The sequence below is a fragment of the Sorangiineae bacterium MSr11954 genome (assembly GCA_037157815.1).
GTDB lineage: Bacteria > Myxococcota_A > Polyangia > Polyangiales > Polyangiaceae > Pendulispora > Pendulispora albinea.
The window spans coordinates 5,286,334-5,303,005 of sequence record CP089984.1; the positions used below are offsets into that span (position 1 = coordinate 5,286,334).

Genomic DNA, 16,672 nt, shown 5'->3' on the forward strand with positions numbered 1-16,672 from the left:
CTCCTTAACGAATCAACGGAAAGGCGGAGAAGGTCCCCACCTCGAGCCCGAACCGCAAATACTCGGCGAGCGCCGCCTGCAAGTTGCTATTGCGCTTTGGAATTTGCAAAAACCGATACGCGCCCATCTCGCTCCCATCGCTGCCGCCCCCCGCGATCTCCAGCGGGCACGCCGCGCCGAGGCGCGCGTAGTCGGGGGCGCCGTAGCGGGTCGACGAAAGGACCGGCAGCACCCGCGCGAGCACCGCGGCCGCGCCGGGATCGGCCGGGGATCCGAGCTCCGCGAGCGCGAGCTGGGGCTGGCACCGAAAGGGACGCGGCGTGATGGAGCCTTTGGGGAGGAAGGAGAAACGAACGCATCCCTGCTGCGTCCTCTGCACGATCAACGGGGCCGTGAAGATGCTGTCCTCGACGGTGGTCACCGCGCCCGCGGCAGCCCCGCCGAGCACCGTGGTCTCCTTCATGGCGAGCTGCGCGATCCGGAGCGCCAAGCCCGCGCCCGGCGGGCTCGCCGCGCTATCCCCCGCGTCGATCACGCTGTCTTCGATCGCGAGCGAGCCCGCGGTCGCAGAGCCGAGGATCGGCCCCGCGATCGCGCGCCGCACGACCACGCCGACCTCGCCGTCTCCGAGCAGCTCCACGCTCGGGGTCCCCGGAAAGCCCGGGCCCCCGTCCGGCAGGAGGGTCACGCCAGGGACCAACGTCGTGTGCGCGATGGCCAGCTGCGATCCGTCTTCGGCCGTGACGCGGAGCTGCGCCGCGATCCAGAGCCCCTCGAGGGTGAGCCGGGCCCCCGGACCCAAGGTCACGTTCCAGATCGGCGCCGAGGAACCCGCGGCGGTCGCGACCAAGAGCGGCCGCTCGGGGCCGACGCGCGAGGCGCGGATCTGGAGATGGGCGCCGGCGGGGACCTTCACGTCGCGGAGCGCGTACGTGAAGCTGTCCCCGAGCTCGAGGATCTGCTGCACTGGGGTCGTCGGCGGGCTGAGGGCCGCGCCGTTCGTGTACGTCTGGAGCGCGGTCGCGAGCTCCGTCAGCGGTACATCCACGGCGGACGGCGCCCGGGGTGCGGGCGGGATCGGCTGGACGACGGCCGACGAGAGCCCCTCGTCGCCGGCGATCCGGGCGTACGAGCCGCCGCCGATCTCCGCGGGCGCGCCATGGAAATACGTGACCAGCAGCCGCGACGCGGGCGGCGCCGCCTCGGGCAGCGCGATGCGTCCCGACGCGGGGTCGATCGCCAGAAGAGTGCCGTTGGGCGGGGATCCGGCGCTGGGCCGATGCCACGTCGTCAGATTGCAAATGGCGATTTGCTCGGGGCGTACGGCGGTATCGTTCAAGGTAAATCGAAAGAGCCGGTTCAACGCGCTGGCGTCCAAGCTCGCGGCGTTCGGATCGACCTGGCCGAGCGCCCGCAGCGCATCGAGCCTTCGGGCGAGCGGAACGCGGCGCAGCGGTCCAGGGACCTGATCCTCCGATTGCCGGACATCGAGCCGCGCCGAGGTGTCGCGCGGGTTCCAGAGCGCCTGGTCCGCCCCCAGCGGGTTGACGCGAAAGAAGCCGGGGGCCGATCCCGGCGGCGAGCTCGCGTCGCGGGCCACAGTCGCCATGACCTGCTCGGCCTTTGCGCTGCGCAACGTCCAGAGAAAGACGCCGACATTCGAGATGTTGTAGCGGCCTTGCCCGCGCGCGATCGAGCGAACGTCCACGCTGTACGGGCCGCGCTCGAAAGGACCGCCCACGAGCTCCAGGGCGACGCTGTCGCGGATGGTGGCGGTGCCGAGCGCGCTCGCGCGGACGTGGCCCATCGGTTGCGTGGTGGCGAGGAGCTGGAAGTACTCGACGGCCTTCGCCGGCCAGCCGCTCACGTCCTGCGCCACCCGTTCGAGGGTCCCCGCCGTCCCTTTGCGGCGGCGCAGCCCCAAGGTGTTCGCGATGTACGCGCGCAAGGTGAGCCCTTCGCCGGCGAACGGGTGCGCGAGCTGCACGCCCAGCGCGTCACCGATGTACGGGACGACCCATTCGTCGCAGGTCTCGATGAACCAATTGTCGTAAAGCTGCCGGATGTCCCCCGAGACCGCGTCGAGTTGTTCCTCCATGACGGCCAAGAGGGCGCGCAGCGCCTCCCCGCCCTGCGCGTCGCGGCGCCGGTAAACGGAGGGCAGCAAGGCATACAGGCGTTCGCTCGTCGCTTGGCTCATGGTGGTACGGCCCTCGATTGGGGGTTGCCGAGCGCCAGCACCAGGGCTTGCGCTCGAACGATGGTGCTGCCGTCCGCACCCAGGTGCGCGGGGGTCGCGGTCAAGGCGGTGCGGCGGGTGATGGGATCGCCTTCCGGGTGCAGCTCCGTCAAGGTGGCGGCGACCACGCCGGGCACCCGCTGCACGATGCCCACGATCTCGGCCTCGGTGATGCGCCCCCCAAACGCGCGGCCGCTCACGGCGAAGGCAGATCGAAGCGCGCCGTTCGCGGCGGCGAGCACCCGCGAAGGCTCGAAGTCCGGATCGACGATGACGTCCACCCCGAGCACGAAGGGCAGCGGATCGTAGGTGTCGACCACCACCGCGAACGAGGGATCGGCGACGGTGTCGATGGCTTGGCGCAGCCGGTCGAGGAGCGGTGAGGCGACGTCCACGGGGTTGCCCTCGAGATCCGCCACCGTCACATGCGCCACCCGGTTGCTCCCGACCCCGAGCAGCACCGCCCGCGCATTGCCGACCCCCACGAACGCCCGCGCGAAGTCCTCGGCGTCTTGAACGGAGACCACGCGGCCCGACGCGCGAAGGTTGCGCGGGGTCGCGGTGCGCGCCTGCTCGAGGCTCGCCGGCGGCACGCCGCCCGTGGCCGGCAGCGGGTTGATGACCGAGCGGATCCCGATGGGCCGCGCGAGCAAAAGAGAGAGAGCGTTGGCCCTCACATTGCCCTCTTCACCCAGGCCCGTGCGGTACGTGGCCACGATGTTCTCGACCCCGGTCGGCGGCCGTGCGCCGGAGATGCCATCGCCGAACACGACGGCGGCCTGCCCGCCGTCGCCGATGCGAACGATGTAGCTCGCCTGCCGCGGACCGAGCCCGAACAGCGCCGGCTCTTCATGCCAGAGCACATCGTTCACCCGCACCTCGAGCGAGCTCCGAGCGCCCGACACACCGGTGCTCGCCACATACGTGAGCGGCGGGCGCTTGAGCGCAAACGCCAGGTTGGGCGCGGGGCCGCCGCTTCCGAGCACCTCGCCCGCGACCGTCTCCCCGTGCGTGGCCGGGACGACGTTCGCGAACAAGGTCAATGTCGCGCGGTCGTATTCCAGGCGCGTGGGCGAGGGCGCAGGCGCCGCGGGCGAACCCGAGCCCGGCAAGGTCGCGAGCAGAAGCCGCGTGAACGCCGCGCCCCGGTCGGTGACATCGAGCGGCGCATCGAGGGTCACCACCTCGCCGACCACCGGATCCTCGACCCCCGCCGCGATGCGCGCAAAGGGCCCGCGGGGCTCCTCGGCCGCGTCGACCTCGAGCTGCTCGCCATCGAGCCGCTGAAGCCTCCAACGAACGGCCGCCTCGGGCGGGCTGGTGCTCGGATCGTTCGCGCCGGTCGGCCGCGTGGGCGCGAGCAAGATGAAGACGTCCCCGCGGTCGACGAGGTTCTTCGTTCCGCCGCTCGGTGGCTGCGGCTGCGGCTGCGGCGAGGCGAGATCGGCCATCGCCCGCACCCGGATCCGTTTGCCTGTCAGAACGAGGCGCTGGCCTGAGACGAGCCCCGGGATCCGCTCGGTGAGATCCAGGGTGCGCCGCAAATCGGGCGCGCCCGCAGGCGCCGGCGCAGGAAACTGGATCGGCGGCGCGAGCGCCGTCGGGCGGTGTCCCAGCACCAAGGGCTCGCTCTGCGCCCACACCACGGTGGTGCGGATGCCGACCGGCAGCGAGCTGGCGCTCGTGGTCGCGCGCACCCGGGTGACCCGCCCGTTGATGCCGAAGTCGGCGCGCGCGACGACCGTCGTCGCGGGAGCGGTCGCCGTGCCCGCCACCTTCAGGAGCGCCTGCACGGGCGCCGGTTGCCCGTTCGCCTCCTTTGCGTTCGGGTCCACCAGAACGAGGAAGCTGCCCTCGACGATCTGCGGATAGACATTGTCGAGATCGACCAGGACCACACCGCCGCTCACGGTGAGCGGCGACGCAAAGCTCGCGAGCGGCGGATCCACGGGCACCTGCGTGCCGGTGGTCGCGTCGCCGAACTGCGCGCGCGTAATGGCCGGGAGCGTGCGCCAATCGGGCGCCGCATGGCCGAACAGGGACGCGCGCTGGCGCAGCACGAAGGCTTGAATGGGGGCGGACAACTGCACGGGCTGCGCCCACGCGAGGAGCGTCTGCGTCCGGACCGTCGCCGACAGAGGCCCCAGCTCACGGGTGGGCGGGGCGCTCAATGGATGGAGCTCCGTCTTGCCCGTCGGGTCCAGCAAGAGGAGCATATCGCCTTTGGCGATCTGCAACGGCGGGGCTCCCGGCGCGTCTTGAACGTACAGACTGGTGGCGCCCTGCGCGAGCCCGGTGGACTCGGGCGAAAAGCTCACCGTGGCCAGGGGCGCAGGCTGAAGGAGGTTCCACTCGGATCGGAGATCGGCCGCCTCCGTCGTCTCGAAGAACTGAGGCTTCTCATGGTGCCCCGGGACGCTCATCACCTTGGTGCCGGCGTCGACCTTCGCGGTGCCGGGCAGCCCGCCCGGTGTCTCCACGGTGAAGACCAAGTCGGCCGCCGCCGCCAGGCCGGTGCTCAGCTCGTAGCCGAGCGCCCGCGCGATCTCGAGCACCGATCGGCGCTCGGTGGACGTGCGCAGGTAGCCCTCGTTCGCGATGCGCTCTTGGTAGAACGTGAGCACGTCCAGCGCCGACGCCCACGCATCGAGCAGCGCGATCGTGGGGTCCGTGGGATCGCGCGTGGTCAGCGCCGCGAGGGGCCGGTTCGGAGGGCTGCCCGGCGGCGCGAGGTCGAAGAGCGGCAGGCGCCGGATCATCGCCTCGAAGAAGCTGCCGTACGTGCCCACGCGCACGCGCAGCGCGGGCTGCCCGGGGGCGTTGGCGATGGCGGGCGCGGCCACCGCGTCCGTTTGCCGGCAGCAGCCGCACGTCCCCTGCGCGGTGAGGTCGGGCCCGAGGACGTCGCTCACGCGCCCCCCTCGAGGACGAACGTGATCCTCCCGTTTTGCGGTTGATTGATGTCGTTGTCCACGCGAATGACCTCCGACGGTGCGACGGGGATGACGCCAAAGCTCGGATCCCCCGGCGCGGCGGTGGCCCGATCCGTGCGGCGAAACACGAAGGGCAGCGCGCGAGGCGCCGCATCCGCCGCGCCGGACGTATCGATCGAGGCCACGCCGGGGACCGAGGTCGCCGTCGCCAGGACCTGGCTCAAATAGAGCGGCTGCCCCAAGGTAAAGTTGTCCGGGTGAAAGAAGCCGCGCCGCTGATCCGGCAGGGTCCCCGCGCCAAAGGCTTGCCCCAAGGCGGCGGCCACGTCGGCGCGCAGGAAGCCTTGCGCCACGCACACGCCGAGCACGATCTCGAGCGGAACGGTCTTCGCCGGTTGGATCACGAAGTCCTGCCCGGCCATTCGAAACGGCTCGAGGATGGCGGCGAGCTCCGACCGAAACGCATCGTCGGCCGGGCGGCCGCCGAAGCGCTCGACGGCGATGAAGAAGGTCGACCAGCTCCCCGTGAAGCGGCGCACGGCGTGAGCCCTCTGCACGTCGGGATGAAGCTCGGCGGCGGCGGCATAGTCCGCGGCGGTGACCGCGCGCCGCTGCACGCGAAACGCCTGCGGCGCATCGAGCCGCACGTGATCGAGGGTCTCCGGCGCGGTCCCGCCCGCGGCCGGCAGCGGATTGGTGACGGTCAGGCCCGCGCTGACGAGCGGCTGCGACGGCAAGACCAGCCGCGTGATCGCGTCCGCCCCCACGTTCCCCGCAGGACCATTGCCGACCCGGTACGTGGCGGTGAGCTCCCCCGACGGCCGGCGCCCGAGCGTTCCATCGCCAAAGCGCAGCACGGCGATCCCATCGTCGTCCGTCTCCACCACGAAGTCCTGCGACAGCGCATCGCTCTCCAGCAGATCGCCGCGAACCTGCCAGGGCCCCGTCTGCGTATCGACCAGAGCGATGGCCGGCGCGATGCTGCCACCGCGGGGCACGACCACGGCCGCCGAGGCCGGCGCCCCCGCGTCGAAGGGCACCGTGTGCCCGTCGGCGCTCTGCACCTGCACCTGCCAACTGAGCGGCCCCTGGGCGAGCGCGGGGCGAAACGGTGTCCCGTCCGCGACGGGCGGCAACCCTTCGACGATCGTCTGGCCATGATCGGCCAAGGCCACATTTCCCAGCGCCACGCTCACCGATCCGGCAGCGGTTTGGCTCGATACGCAGAGCGGAAATGGGAGCGCATCCTCCGGTGCCCACGCGATGTCCACCACCCGCTGCGGCAGCCCGGAACCGCCCTCCGTGTAGAGCGGGTCCACATTGGGCACGATGCTCGTCAACCGCACGACGTGCCGGTGCCGCGGATCGGCGTCCTCGGGCAGACCGCTCAGGGGCCCCACCACCTCCTGAAAGATCACCAGCGCGCCCGGCGCCCAGCGCCCTGCCCCCACGAGAAACGCGAGCGCGCCGCCCGTGTCCTCCAGGGTGGCGCGGGTGGCACCGGCGGGCAAACAGCACTGCGCGTCCCCCCACGTGTAGAGGCTCACCCGATTGAGGGCCGGATACACGGTCAAGGCGTGCATGGTCTCGAAGACCTCCCCGCTCGCCGTAGCCATGGCCAAGCCGCCGCGGGGCGTCGCCGCCGTCGCGAAGCTCGGCCCGGGGATCGCAACACCGCTGCTCCCCACCGAGGGCGCCACCCGGAACTGCACGAAGGCGCGCGCGTTGCTCCCCTCGCCCATCGTATAATCGAGCAGCCGCGCATGGCGGCGCACGGAGATCCGCCGGCGCGCCGTGCCCAGATACGCTTCGTTGGCGACGGCGTCTTGAAAGTAGCTCGCCTTGTCCGCGGCGTGCGCCAGGAGCTCGACCAAAACGACGGACAGATCGGCCGCATTGTCCGTGGTCAAATCGGGCGAGACCACCGCCAGCCGATCGAGCATGAGCTGGCGAAAGCCGAGATAGTCCTTGGTGAGGTAATCGAGCTCCGGCGCCGCCGGCACGGTGGGCTCGGGGCACGGCGGGGCCACGCAATCCAGCGCGCTCGGGCAGGCCGTCTTGAACGAGAAGGAGACGGTGCCGAGCTGGATATCGAACGAGGGCGCGGGCGGGCTCGCGGCCGGCGCCGCGAGGGTGAGCTCGTACGGTGAAAAATCACCGGCTCGGTCGGTGACGACCACGAAGGTGGCATCGCGCTGCGAGGCCGGAAGCAGCCCCGCGGCTTGCAGGATCGACGCGACGGCGGCGAGCGCGGGCGGCGGCGCAGCCACCAGCTCCGTCGCGCGAAGGGCGAAGGCGACGATGGGCTGAACGCTCACCCCGCCGCGCAAGGTCACGTCGCTGGCCGTGAGCGCGCTACCGCTGGGGGGAGCCGGCAAAGGTCGAAAGGTATGAACGAGCAGGATCCGCTGCCGAAAATCCACCGCCGGAGAGCCCACGGCGGCGAGGGCCGCAAGATCGCACACCTCGAGGTAATCGATGCCGTTCAGGGCGCTCGGGCCGGGCGCGAGCCCTCGAAGCTTTTGGCGGCGCGCCGCGTTCTGGCAAAAGTAAACGTTCGACATGGCGGATCATCCCGACTGCACGACGTGCACGATCTGCGGTTCTTGCGTGGCCCTGATGACGTAACGAATGGTGATGGTCAGCGCCGCGTCGTCGCTCACCACGTCGACCGCCTGGATCACCGCCAGGTCCGCGAGCCATTGGGTGAGCGCCCCCTGAACGACGAGCTGCGTGGCGGAGGCTGCGAGATCGCCGTTGGGCGCAAAGACCAGCCGGGCCGCGTCGCTCCCGAAGGTGGGGCGATTGACCCGCTCCCCCAACGACGTAAACACCACCTGCTCGATGAGCTGTCGGATCCGATCGGCGGGGTTGGCCTCGGCCGTCCTCCCGCGGCGATCGAACGAAAATGGAAATCGCATGGTGGTCATTGGGCCTGTACTCGCAATTGGGTAAGGACGATCTGGAGCGGCGTGCCCGACGCCGTGCAAATGGCTTGGCTGTCCTGCAAGAGCAGCGGCACACCCCCGGCGGTCACCCGGACCGCCCCGGTGATCCACTGCGCCGTCACACACGGCGGCGCGGGGCTCCCCGTGAGTCCGCAGCCCGCCACCACGTAAGGGCCGCTCTGCGTGACCACCGGTTGCCCCGAGACCGTCACCCGCGGAAAAGGCACCGCGGGCTGCGCCTGCCCCCCGTGCATGCACATGACCGTGGCGCCTACGGAGAGAACATTGCCGGGCATCAGATCACCGTCAGCGCCCCGCTGTTGATGTCCACCTGGGGCCCCTGCATTTTGATGACTCCCCCCTGCCCGTCGTTGATCTCGATGCCCGTCGGCGTAATGGCGATCTTCTGGCCCGCGGCCGTGGAAATCGTAATACCCGCGATGGATCCGGCGTCGGTGAGCTCGAGCCCCGACGAGGACAATTTCAGCTTGTGCCCCTCGGCCGTCTCCAGGGTGATGCCCCCGATTTGGGGCGTATCGTCGAGCGTGATGCTCGTGCCCCCCTCGGTCTTGATGATGAGCTTCTTGTAGAGCGGATCGAGCGGCACTTCGGCCGGCGAGCCCCACATCCCGCCCGTCCAAATGGGGTAATCCGGATCGCCCTTTTCGAACTCGATCCACACCAAGGATCCCACCGGCGGAATGACGTGAAAGCCCATGGCTTGTCCGGCAAAGGGCAAACAAGGCTTGGCCCAACCGCTCTCGCTGTCGCCGAGGACGTCGTTGACCTTTGCGCGCACGCGACCGAGAAAGAGCGGATCTTTGTTGTCGCTGACGAGCCCCTGGTATTTTCCGAAGAAAGGCGACTTCACGGTGGCACCGCCGGCAAAAGGGATCCCGTGCCCTCGCGGGTGAGGGTGAAATCCTGCGTATATTTGGAGTGGCGAACATCGATTTGATGCGTGACGCGCTGCACGTAATAAAGGCCGTCGTACGTCCGGCCCGCGCCGCGCACCCCGACGGGTCTTCGGATGTGGAGCACCGAGCCATAGTGCGCCGTATCGACCTGCCCGGTGCCGGTGACCGACGGCGGCGCCGTGCTCACGGCCGACACGCTGGCGCTCAGGGCGAGCCCGGGGCTCTTGTTCCCCGCGTCCCGCAGGAGCACCTTTCGCGCGGCCGGGGTGGGGCTGCTCGACAGCGGCGGGATCCGCAGGGACGGGAGCGGCGGGATGGGCAAAACCGTTTTGGTGATGGGCTCGAAGAACGTGCCCGAGGGCGCGACCGGCGCGAGCCCGTCCTGGGTAAAGGAGAGCGACGCGACATTGCTCCCCATGCCGCTATCCATCGACAGGGCCGGCTGCGGGAGGCCGAGCCGCGTCTCCGGTCCAAAATAGGCCGTATTGGCCAGGACGGAGAGCGAATCGATGTAAAAGACATAACCATTGCGGTGCGCCAAGCGATGGATGAAGGCGAGATCCGTCTCGGCTTGGCGCGGGATGCGCTCGAAGGGAATGGGGATTTCGCTGGTGGGCACGGTCACCGGGGCGAGGGCGAGCGCCGGGTAGCCGGCCAGGATTCGCTGCACGATGGCAAAATCCGGCATGGCCGGGAACTCGGCGTTCTTCTCCTCCAGGTCGAGGAGGGTCATCAAGTCCGTTCCGGTCACCACCAGCCGCGAGCGGCCCGGCTCCTGATCGGGGATGTGCTGCTGCAAGGTAATGACACCGTCGATGAGAACGTCCGGGACGGCCCCGAGCAGCGCCACGATCACGACCCGATTGAGCACCCCGGTGGCCCCGGCCGCCGTCAGCGCATAATCGAGCGATTTGTCCTTGCCGATGCTGAACGTGAGCGTGAAGCCATCGCGCCCGCCGGCGTGGCGGACGACCCGCACCTCGGTGAGCGCGCGCACGACCTCGGCCGGGGCGGGCACCGGAATGGTGGCCCCCATCAGGAGCAAAAGCCGTATGCCCAATCGATCGACGAGAAATCCCATGGCCCCTCAGCGCAGCGGCAACACGATGGAGATGGAGCGTCCGAGCGCGATCAGCTCGTCGGGGTCGAGGACGCCGTTGGTATCGCACAGCCGCCAGAACTGCAGCGGATCGGTGAAGAAGACGGCGGCCAAATTGTCGATCCGATCGGCCTGCGTGATGGTGTGCCGCATGAGGGTCACCGCCCCCGTCTCCGGCGGGATGAACCGCCGGCGCAAATAGCGAATAGGCCGGGTCTGCCCGTCGACGGTGACGTCGATGGTCGCGGTCTCCAAGCTCGTATAGCGGCTGCCGGGTCCAATCATCGCGCTCTTCCTTCCCTGCCTCGTCGTTGCGTCGTCCCTGTCACGTTCCCGTTCTTCGCGATTCGGCCCTCAGCCGAAGCTCGCCCCCACGCTCACGGATCCCGCGCCGGTCACGGCGCCCACGCCATGGATGGTGGCCATGGCCTCTTTGAGGACTTGGTGGGCCAAAAAGGCCGCCCCGCCCACGCTCGCCAGGCCCAAATCCCGGTAGGTGAGCACCTCCATGGTGAGGTTGACGGTCGCCCGGATGGGGTTGAGGTTCGAGTCGAATGCTCTTTCGTGAATCTGGATTTGCGTCAGCCGAATGGGCACGACGCGCTTGAGCCCCCAGATGAAGAACGTGAGCGGCGCCGACGGGGGGATGATCTCGATGATGCCAATCTGCGCCAGCACCTCATTGGCGATCATCAACGCGCTCTTGGGGTACAGGAGCATTTCGAGGGAGGCGAGCACCGGGTGAAGGCCCAGGGCGGAGGCGACCGCGCCGCCCTTGTCCAGGTCGTCGATGGCGCTGAACTCCACCTCCGCGCCGATGGTCTCGCGCGGCGGCCCTCCGATGCGGAGCACCTCGTCCTGATTGCGCTGCGCCGAAACGGCGGTCGCGGCCACGGTGCGGTCGAGGTTCTCGGGGTTGTATTGAAAGGGGATGATGCTCGCCACCGGGTTGAACGGATCCAAGCCGACGATGGCCCCTTTGAGCAGGCGCGGGCTTCCAGGCAACGGGTTCATGTTCGTCTCAATGCTCCGTGAATGGTGCGTGCAAGCCGCTCCCCGAACGCCGCCGACGAGCCGCCGGCGGGAAGGCGCACCTCCAGGGGCCCGAGGCGCGCGGCGCCCTCCGTTCGGATTCGGTCCGGGGGCTGCGCGGCGAGGAGCCGGTGGAGCTCGCGGCGAAGCGCGCGCTCCACCGCGTCCGTGGCGATGCCGGGCACGCCGTGGATCACGATGTCTCCAATCGCCAGCTCGAGCTCGGGCCGATCGTTCATATCCATCCCGCGACCTCCGCGTCGGCGAGCTGGCGCTCCAGCTTCTCGCACTCCCGGCGCGCCGCGCGGAGCACGTGCGCCATGGTGATCGCGCTCCCCTCGGCGGCGGCGAGGAAGGCGGCGTTGACCGCGATGTTTTGAATGTTGCCGCCCGCCAGATTGAGCTGCGCGAGCCGCCCCATGTGCAGACCGGAGATCGGCGCCCCTTTAGGAAACGCGCGCTCCCAAATGCGCGCGCGCTGCTCCGCCCGCGGAAATGGGAAGTGCTCGACGAACCGAAGCCGGCGCATGAACGCGCTGTCGAGCGAGGCGTACATGTTGGTGGTGAGGATGGCGAGGCCGCCGTACGCCTCCATGCGCTGCAGGAGGTAGCTCACCTCGACATTCGCGAACCGATCGACGCTGTCCTTCACCTCGGTGCGTTTGGCGAACAAGGCGTCGGCCTCGTCGAACAGCAAAATCGCGCCGCTCTCCTCCGCCACATCGAAGATGCGGCGCAGGTTCTTCTCGGTCTCCCCGATGTACTTATCGAGCACGCGGCTGAGATCGACCCGCCACAGATCCAGCCGGACATGGTTGGCGATGACCTCCGCGGCCAACGTCTTGCCGGTGCCGCTGTCTCCGTAAAACAGCGCCGTGAGGCCGAGCCCGCGCGCGCCCCTTTGGCCGAAGCCCCAACGTTCGTACACCTTCGTCTTGTGGACCAGGTGCGCCGCGATCTGCGCCAGCCCCTCTTTGCGTCCTTCGGGAAGAATCAAGTCATCCCACCCCACGTCGGACTGGATCCGCTGGACCAAATCCGACGTATGCGAGCGCCCATTCCGGCGGCAGATCTCCCAGAGCCGCGCGCCCGCCGATCCACCTCCGAGGTCGCTCGCATGAAAGGCGGCCGCGGTGGAGCGAATGGCGCCCGGGCCAAAGCGAAAGTGCCCGACGACCTCGTCGACCGCTTGCGGCTCGCGCTCGATGGCCGCCCCAATGTGGGCGCGCCAGAGCCGCCGCTGGTCTTCGGGACCCAGCGGCTCGACATCGACCCGCACATCGGGCCGCGGGAGGTTCGAGAGCGGCCGGGCGCGCGCGATCAGCACCGGCATGCGCATGCGCGCCATCAACGCGCGCGCCGCGCGTCCTTCTTCCGGCTCGTCCTCGTCGATTTCAATCAGGAGCGCGGCGCCGGCGAGGGCGAGCTCGCGATCGATCAACCTCGCGAACATGGCTCGCTGCGCGACATCGCATTGCGCATCGGCGCCGCGAATCGCATAGAGCAAGAGCCCCGCGCCGGCGCATCCAACGGCGGCGATCGCGCGCTTGCCGTCGGGATCGGGGCCGCCGAGTTGAAGGATCGGCCGCGCGCTGCCGCCCGACCAGAGCGCGCGGATCGTTCGGGCGAGGCGCGCGTAATCGGCGGGCAGGTCGTATTCGGGCTCGGGGACGGGCACGAGGTGCCCCAGCAGACGCGAATCCAGGCTCGCGAGGCCGAGCAAGAAGAAGAGGATCCGTTCGTCGATGCGAAGCGGGCTTTGAACCGGATCCTCGGGGCGATCGAGCTCGATCAAATGGTGGAAGCGAAGCGGCGACGCGGGCGTGGCGGCCGCCCAGTGCGGGGACGGCAGCGCGCGAAACGCGAGCTCGAAGGTCGCCGCGACGGGCCCGTGCGCCGCGCCGTTCCCGCGAAGTTCGGCCAGGAACCCGGGGCGGAGCTTGGGGCCGGCGGCCAGGAGCAGAACATCGCGCTCGAAGGAGGACAGGTCGAAGGTGGCGACCAGGGACTCGAGGGTCCCGCGTGAGCCGAGGTGCGCGTGGGCCTCTTCGAGCGCGTCCTCGGCGCGCGCGAGCATGGACGCGATCGTCTCGGGGCCGTGCTCCGGCTCGGGATCGGGATCGGGCCTCGCCTCGGGGCCGACATCCAGACCGTGAAGGAGCCGAAGCCGGAGCACCTCGAGGGACGCGTACAAGGCACGGCGATTGAGCTCGTGCCACGAGGGTGCATCCGCGGCTTGCGGCCTCGCGGGCTCGGACGAGAGGAAGGATTCGCCCATCATGGGATCGCGACCTCGGGTCCGATGCTGGGAGGGCTCGTGGGGAGAACGACCGGCGGGCTCTCGGCGCCGTCGACCCGCAGGCGCACGGCGTACGTTCCACCGGCCACGTCGTGGAATGGGAAGTCGAGCTGCGCGCTCGATCCCGGCGGCGAACCGAACGAGCTCGGATCCAGTGGAAGAACGATACCCGGCGTTCCTGCGAGCGAGGGGCTCTTGGGGTTCAAAAGGAGCTGGACGGTCTGCGCGCCGGTCGCCAGCGGCGTAACCGATACCCGGATGGTGCCGGAGAAGCGGCCGTTGGAGGTGGGCGCGACCCCGTTCGTTCCGATGGTGCTCATCTGCGGACGGAGAAGGAACGCGAGCGGATTGGACTCCACCGTCGACAAGGTCGTCGCCGATGGAAATGCGCCCGACGCGCCTGACGCGCCTGACGCGCCTGATGCGCCTGACGCGCCTGGTGTGGGCGACGCGACCTGGACGCCGTGCGCCCCGGCCAAGAGGTTCGACGGCAAGACGAATCGAAGGCGATCCTCCGCGCGCGACACGATGACCGGGGCGCTGGAGGCGGCCCGGTTGCCATCGAGGACGACGGCCAGCTGCGCGTCGCCTAACCCCGTTCCGAGCAGCTCGACCTGCGATCCGGCGACGATGGCGCCAAACAGGGCCGGCTCCGTTCCGACGACCTCGTCGAGCGCGACCGCGCGCATGGGGTGGATCGACAGGTTGGTTCGAAGAACGGGGAGCGCCGTCGTCCCCTGCTCCGGGCTGTCGAGCAGGATCACGGATGCGACATAGAGGACCGAGAGGGCGTACTTGGTCTGCAGAAGGATGGACCAGAGCTTGGACATCTCCTCCAACGAGATCTCCGCCTCCGTCAGCCGGACCCTCTCGATGCTGCTGGCCAAATCGGATTGCCCCATGAAGGCCGTGGTGGTGGACGCGGCGAGCGAGGCGAGCGTCTGCGCGACGATGCCGGGGGAGAGCACGGGTTGCGCGTTCAGGGTGCGCACGGCCACGCCCAGCAAGCGTTGGGGCTCCCACACCGTTTGGTCCCCGTAAAAGCTAATGAGGTAATGCAGATCCAGCGCAGCTTGCGGCGGGGTCACCGTCATGCCCGAATCGTCGCGCGAGGGCAGCGCCAGGTTTCGCATCTGCGCATTCGGCGAAACGCGGTAAAGAAAGACGTTCGCGCCCGTCTTGGCGTCGCGCTCGGCCGGGTTGAGGGTGGTAACGGTCGCCCCGGCGAGCGGGTCGGCCGCGTTCGACGTAAAGGCGCTCATCAGCAAATTCTTGAGGGTCGCCGTGACCGTCGCGACGGCTAGGGAGTTGCTCACCGGGCTTTCTCCTCGAGTCGTTGCAAATAGGTGTCGAGCGGGTAGCTGGTGGCGGTACGCACCGCCGGCTCGGGACGCGTCTCCGCCGTCACCGCGCGCACCTCGATGCGTCCAATCTGGATGGCAATGCGCGGGGGGGAGAGGTCGGCGCGTGCGCGCGTTCCGGTCAGGTCGAAGGTGCCATCGCGCGGTCGCGGTGGATGCGCCACCATCGATGCTGCCGCCCGCGCTCGCTCGTAGACCGCCGTGCGCTCACGTTCGTGCTCCGCCGCGGGACCGCGTTCGTGGATCGCCGCGCGCTCCCGCTCGCGAACCGCCGTGTGCTCGCGCGGGTGAACCCCCGTGTGCTCACGCTCGTGGAGCGTCGCGTTCTCACGCTCGCGGAGCGTCGCGTTCTCACGCTCCTGGAGCGCCGTGTTCTCACGCTCCTGGAGCGCCGCGTGCGCGCCTTCGTGCATCGCGGCGGGACCGCGATCGTGGATCGCCGCCCGCTCTTCCTCGTCTTGAATCACTTCCCGGTGCGCCCGAAGCGCGGCGCTCTCCGTCCCAGCGGATTTGCGCACGGGAGCGCGCTCATGGACGACGGGGGCGTCCGCCGTGGGCACGGCGGGCTCGTCCACCGCGACCGGCTCGTCGATGGCGGATCCATCCGATACCCGCTCGGGAAGGGCTCGATGCGTCGCCAGCCCGCGCGCCATGCTCGCCGCCCTCCTCGCAACGGGCTCGAGGCTCGCCCCCTCCGTTCGCCGCGCGCCGGGTACCGAAACACCCGCGTCGACGGCGACCAGCACGGCCGCATTCTCGACCCGTGTCACCTTCGACTCGGGAGCCGCCCCCGTTGAAGGAGGCTCCACCGCCCCCCCGCGCACCTCGAGACCACCAACACCGCGCAAACCACCGCCCTCCGGAGCATCACGATCCGCCGCTTCCCGCGCAGCCCCGCGCGCAACCACCGACCCGCCACCGGCGCGAAACGCCTCTTCACCGTCCGCCGCCGCCGAGAAAGCCGCGGCAGCGCCCCCCACACGCTCCGGCACGGCCACATCCCATTCGCGAGCCGCCTCCGCCTCATAACGCGAGCGCGTCCGCTTGCGCAGGCTCGATCCCTCCCCGAGCGCACGCGAAGCCAGGGCGAAAAAAAAGCCGCTCATGCCTCGGCGAGCTCCAAATACATCCGCCGCCGCCGCCCCGACATGGCCAAAATACTCGCTTCACTCCAATGGTACGCGCGGGCCAAGGTCGCGACATCGATCAGCAATCGCCGCGCCAGCCCCGCAAATTCCGACCAGACAATCTCCGAAATATCGAGTCGCGAATGCCAGCGGTGCGAACAATCCGGGCAATCCAACTCCATTTGCATCACCGCCAGCGGCTCGCGCCGATCCAGCTCGTGCTCCAGCGCCTCGAGCATCGCCTCGGAGAGCGCGCCACCCACCCACTCCGAACCATCTGCACCCGTCAACCGCACGACGCACCGCCTCAGCAAAAACCTTCGGGCATCCTCCACGTCCCCGCAGCCCCCAGCTGCCTCCAAATCGGCGCCGTCGAGGAGCCTGAAATGGATGATCACCCCCTCGTGCTCCAGCCGATACGACGCGCCATCGTCCACCACGGGCCCCGGCCGCGGAAGATCGCGCGCGTCGAACGCGATGACGACGGCTTGCTCGCACCTTGGGCACGCGCCCTCGAGCTCGAGCGTCCTCCCAAGGTACCGTTCCCGCAGCGCCAGGAGCTCTTCCTCGCGACGGCCGATGCTCCATCGTGCGAGCTCTTGCCGGGCGATTTGCGGGTGGGCGAAGGCGAGCAGGAGCAACGCGCGCGCGGGGTCCGAGCGCGCGGATTCGCCCTCCTCCCATAACCCCAGCAGTGTTTCGGCCGGGAGCAAGATG

At 69.5% G+C, this 16,672-nt stretch carries 14 protein-coding genes; all 14 read right to left on the reverse strand.

The window, feature by feature from the left end; translation table 11 throughout:
* Positions 1-4: 4 nt before the first annotated feature.
* The 14 genes from LZC94_20555 to LZC94_20620 all read right to left on the reverse strand — a co-directional run bounded on the left by LZC94_20555 (position 5) and on the right by LZC94_20620 (position 16,668).
* A complete protein-coding gene (locus LZC94_20555) occupies positions 5-2,200 on the reverse strand; it encodes a phage tail protein (GenBank protein ID WXB19605.1) in 2,196 nt (731 codons plus the stop codon).
* Positions 2,197-5,151 carry a hypothetical protein gene (locus LZC94_20560; protein ID WXB19606.1) on the reverse strand — a complete coding sequence of 985 codons (2,955 nt, stop codon included), beginning with the start codon at positions 5,149-5,151 and terminating at the stop codon, positions 2,197-2,199. The genes LZC94_20555 and LZC94_20560 overlap by 4 nt, the downstream gene beginning before the upstream one ends.
* Positions 5,148-7,736 (reverse strand): putative baseplate assembly protein, encoded by a 2,589-nt coding sequence (locus tag LZC94_20565; protein WXB19607.1) that lies wholly within the window; start codon positions 7,734-7,736, stop codon positions 5,148-5,150. The genes LZC94_20560 and LZC94_20565 overlap by 4 nt, the downstream gene beginning before the upstream one ends.
* 6 nt (positions 7,737-7,742) lie before the next feature.
* Positions 7,743-8,102 carry a GPW/gp25 family protein gene (locus LZC94_20570; GenBank protein ID WXB19608.1) on the reverse strand — a complete coding sequence of 120 codons (360 nt, stop codon included), beginning with the start codon at positions 8,100-8,102 and terminating at the stop codon, positions 7,743-7,745.
* Positions 8,099-8,416 carry a DUF4280 domain-containing protein gene (locus LZC94_20575; protein WXB19609.1) on the reverse strand — a complete coding sequence of 106 codons (318 nt, stop codon included), beginning with the start codon at positions 8,414-8,416 and terminating at the stop codon, positions 8,099-8,101. Before LZC94_20575 ends, LZC94_20570 begins: the two co-directional genes overlap by 4 nt.
* Positions 8,416-8,991 carry a phage baseplate assembly protein V gene (locus tag LZC94_20580; protein ID WXB19610.1) on the reverse strand — a complete coding sequence of 192 codons (576 nt, stop codon included), beginning with the start codon at positions 8,989-8,991 and terminating at the stop codon, positions 8,416-8,418. The genes LZC94_20575 and LZC94_20580 overlap by 1 nt, the downstream gene beginning before the upstream one ends.
* Positions 8,988-10,118: a hypothetical protein gene (locus LZC94_20585; GenBank protein WXB19611.1), complete on the reverse strand. Its 1,131-nt coding sequence runs from the start codon at positions 10,116-10,118 to the stop codon at positions 8,988-8,990. The genes LZC94_20580 and LZC94_20585 overlap by 4 nt, the downstream gene beginning before the upstream one ends.
* Before the next feature lie 6 nt (positions 10,119-10,124).
* Positions 10,125-10,421: a LysM domain-containing protein gene (locus LZC94_20590; protein ID WXB19612.1), complete on the reverse strand. Its 297-nt coding sequence runs from the start codon at positions 10,419-10,421 to the stop codon at positions 10,125-10,127.
* Positions 10,422-10,490: 69 nt separating this feature from the next.
* Positions 10,491-11,150, reverse strand: a complete 660-nt coding sequence (locus LZC94_20595; protein WXB19613.1) for a hypothetical protein — start codon at positions 11,148-11,150, stop codon at positions 10,491-10,493.
* Positions 11,147-11,413 (reverse strand): hypothetical protein, encoded by a 267-nt coding sequence (locus tag LZC94_20600; GenBank protein ID WXB19614.1) that lies wholly within the window; start codon positions 11,411-11,413, stop codon positions 11,147-11,149. Before LZC94_20600 ends, LZC94_20595 begins: the two co-directional genes overlap by 4 nt.
* Positions 11,404-13,449, reverse strand: a complete 2,046-nt coding sequence (locus LZC94_20605) for an ATP-binding protein (protein WXB19615.1) — start codon at positions 13,447-13,449, stop codon at positions 11,404-11,406. Before LZC94_20605 ends, LZC94_20600 begins: the two co-directional genes overlap by 10 nt.
* Positions 13,446-14,783: a DUF4255 domain-containing protein gene (locus tag LZC94_20610; protein WXB19616.1), complete on the reverse strand. Its 1,338-nt coding sequence runs from the start codon at positions 14,781-14,783 to the stop codon at positions 13,446-13,448. Before LZC94_20610 ends, LZC94_20605 begins: the two co-directional genes overlap by 4 nt.
* On the reverse strand, positions 14,780-15,934 hold the full coding sequence (locus tag LZC94_20615) for a hypothetical protein (protein ID WXB19617.1): 1,155 nt from the start codon (positions 15,932-15,934) through the stop codon (positions 14,780-14,782). The genes LZC94_20610 and LZC94_20615 overlap by 4 nt, the downstream gene beginning before the upstream one ends.
* Positions 15,931-16,668: a hypothetical protein gene (locus LZC94_20620; GenBank protein ID WXB19618.1), complete on the reverse strand. Its 738-nt coding sequence runs from the start codon at positions 16,666-16,668 to the stop codon at positions 15,931-15,933. Before LZC94_20620 ends, LZC94_20615 begins: the two co-directional genes overlap by 4 nt.
* Between the last annotated feature and the right edge of the window lie 4 nt (positions 16,669-16,672).

Coding starts and splice junctions, on each gene's coding strand:
- LZC94_20555 (WXB19605.1), bottom strand. CDS start 2,200: ATGAGCCAAGCGACGAGCGAACGCCTGTATGCCTTGCTGCCCTCCGTT.
- LZC94_20565 (WXB19607.1), bottom strand. CDS start 7,736: ATGTCGAACGTTTACTTTTGCCAGAACGCGGCGCGCCGCCAAAAGCTT.
- LZC94_20570 (WXB19608.1), bottom strand. CDS start 8,102: ATGACCACCATGCGATTTCCATTTTCGTTCGATCGCCGCGGGAGGACG.
- LZC94_20575 (WXB19609.1), bottom strand. CDS start 8,416: ATGCCCGGCAATGTTCTCTCCGTAGGCGCCACGGTCATGTGCATGCAC.
- LZC94_20585 (WXB19611.1), bottom strand. CDS start 10,118: ATGGGATTTCTCGTCGATCGATTGGGCATACGGCTTTTGCTCCTGATG.
- LZC94_20590 (WXB19612.1), bottom strand. CDS start 10,421: ATGATTGGACCCGGCAGCCGCTATACGAGCTTGGAGACCGCGACCATC.
- LZC94_20595 (WXB19613.1), bottom strand. CDS start 11,150: ATGAACCCGTTGCCTGGAAGCCCGCGCCTGCTCAAAGGGGCCATCGTC.
- LZC94_20600 (WXB19614.1), bottom strand. CDS start 11,413: ATGGATATGAACGATCGGCCCGAGCTCGAGCTGGCGATTGGAGACATC.
- LZC94_20605 (WXB19615.1), bottom strand. CDS start 13,449: ATGATGGGCGAATCCTTCCTCTCGTCCGAGCCCGCGAGGCCGCAAGCC.
- LZC94_20615 (WXB19617.1), bottom strand. CDS start 15,934: ATGAGCGGCTTTTTTTTCGCCCTGGCTTCGCGTGCGCTCGGGGAGGGA.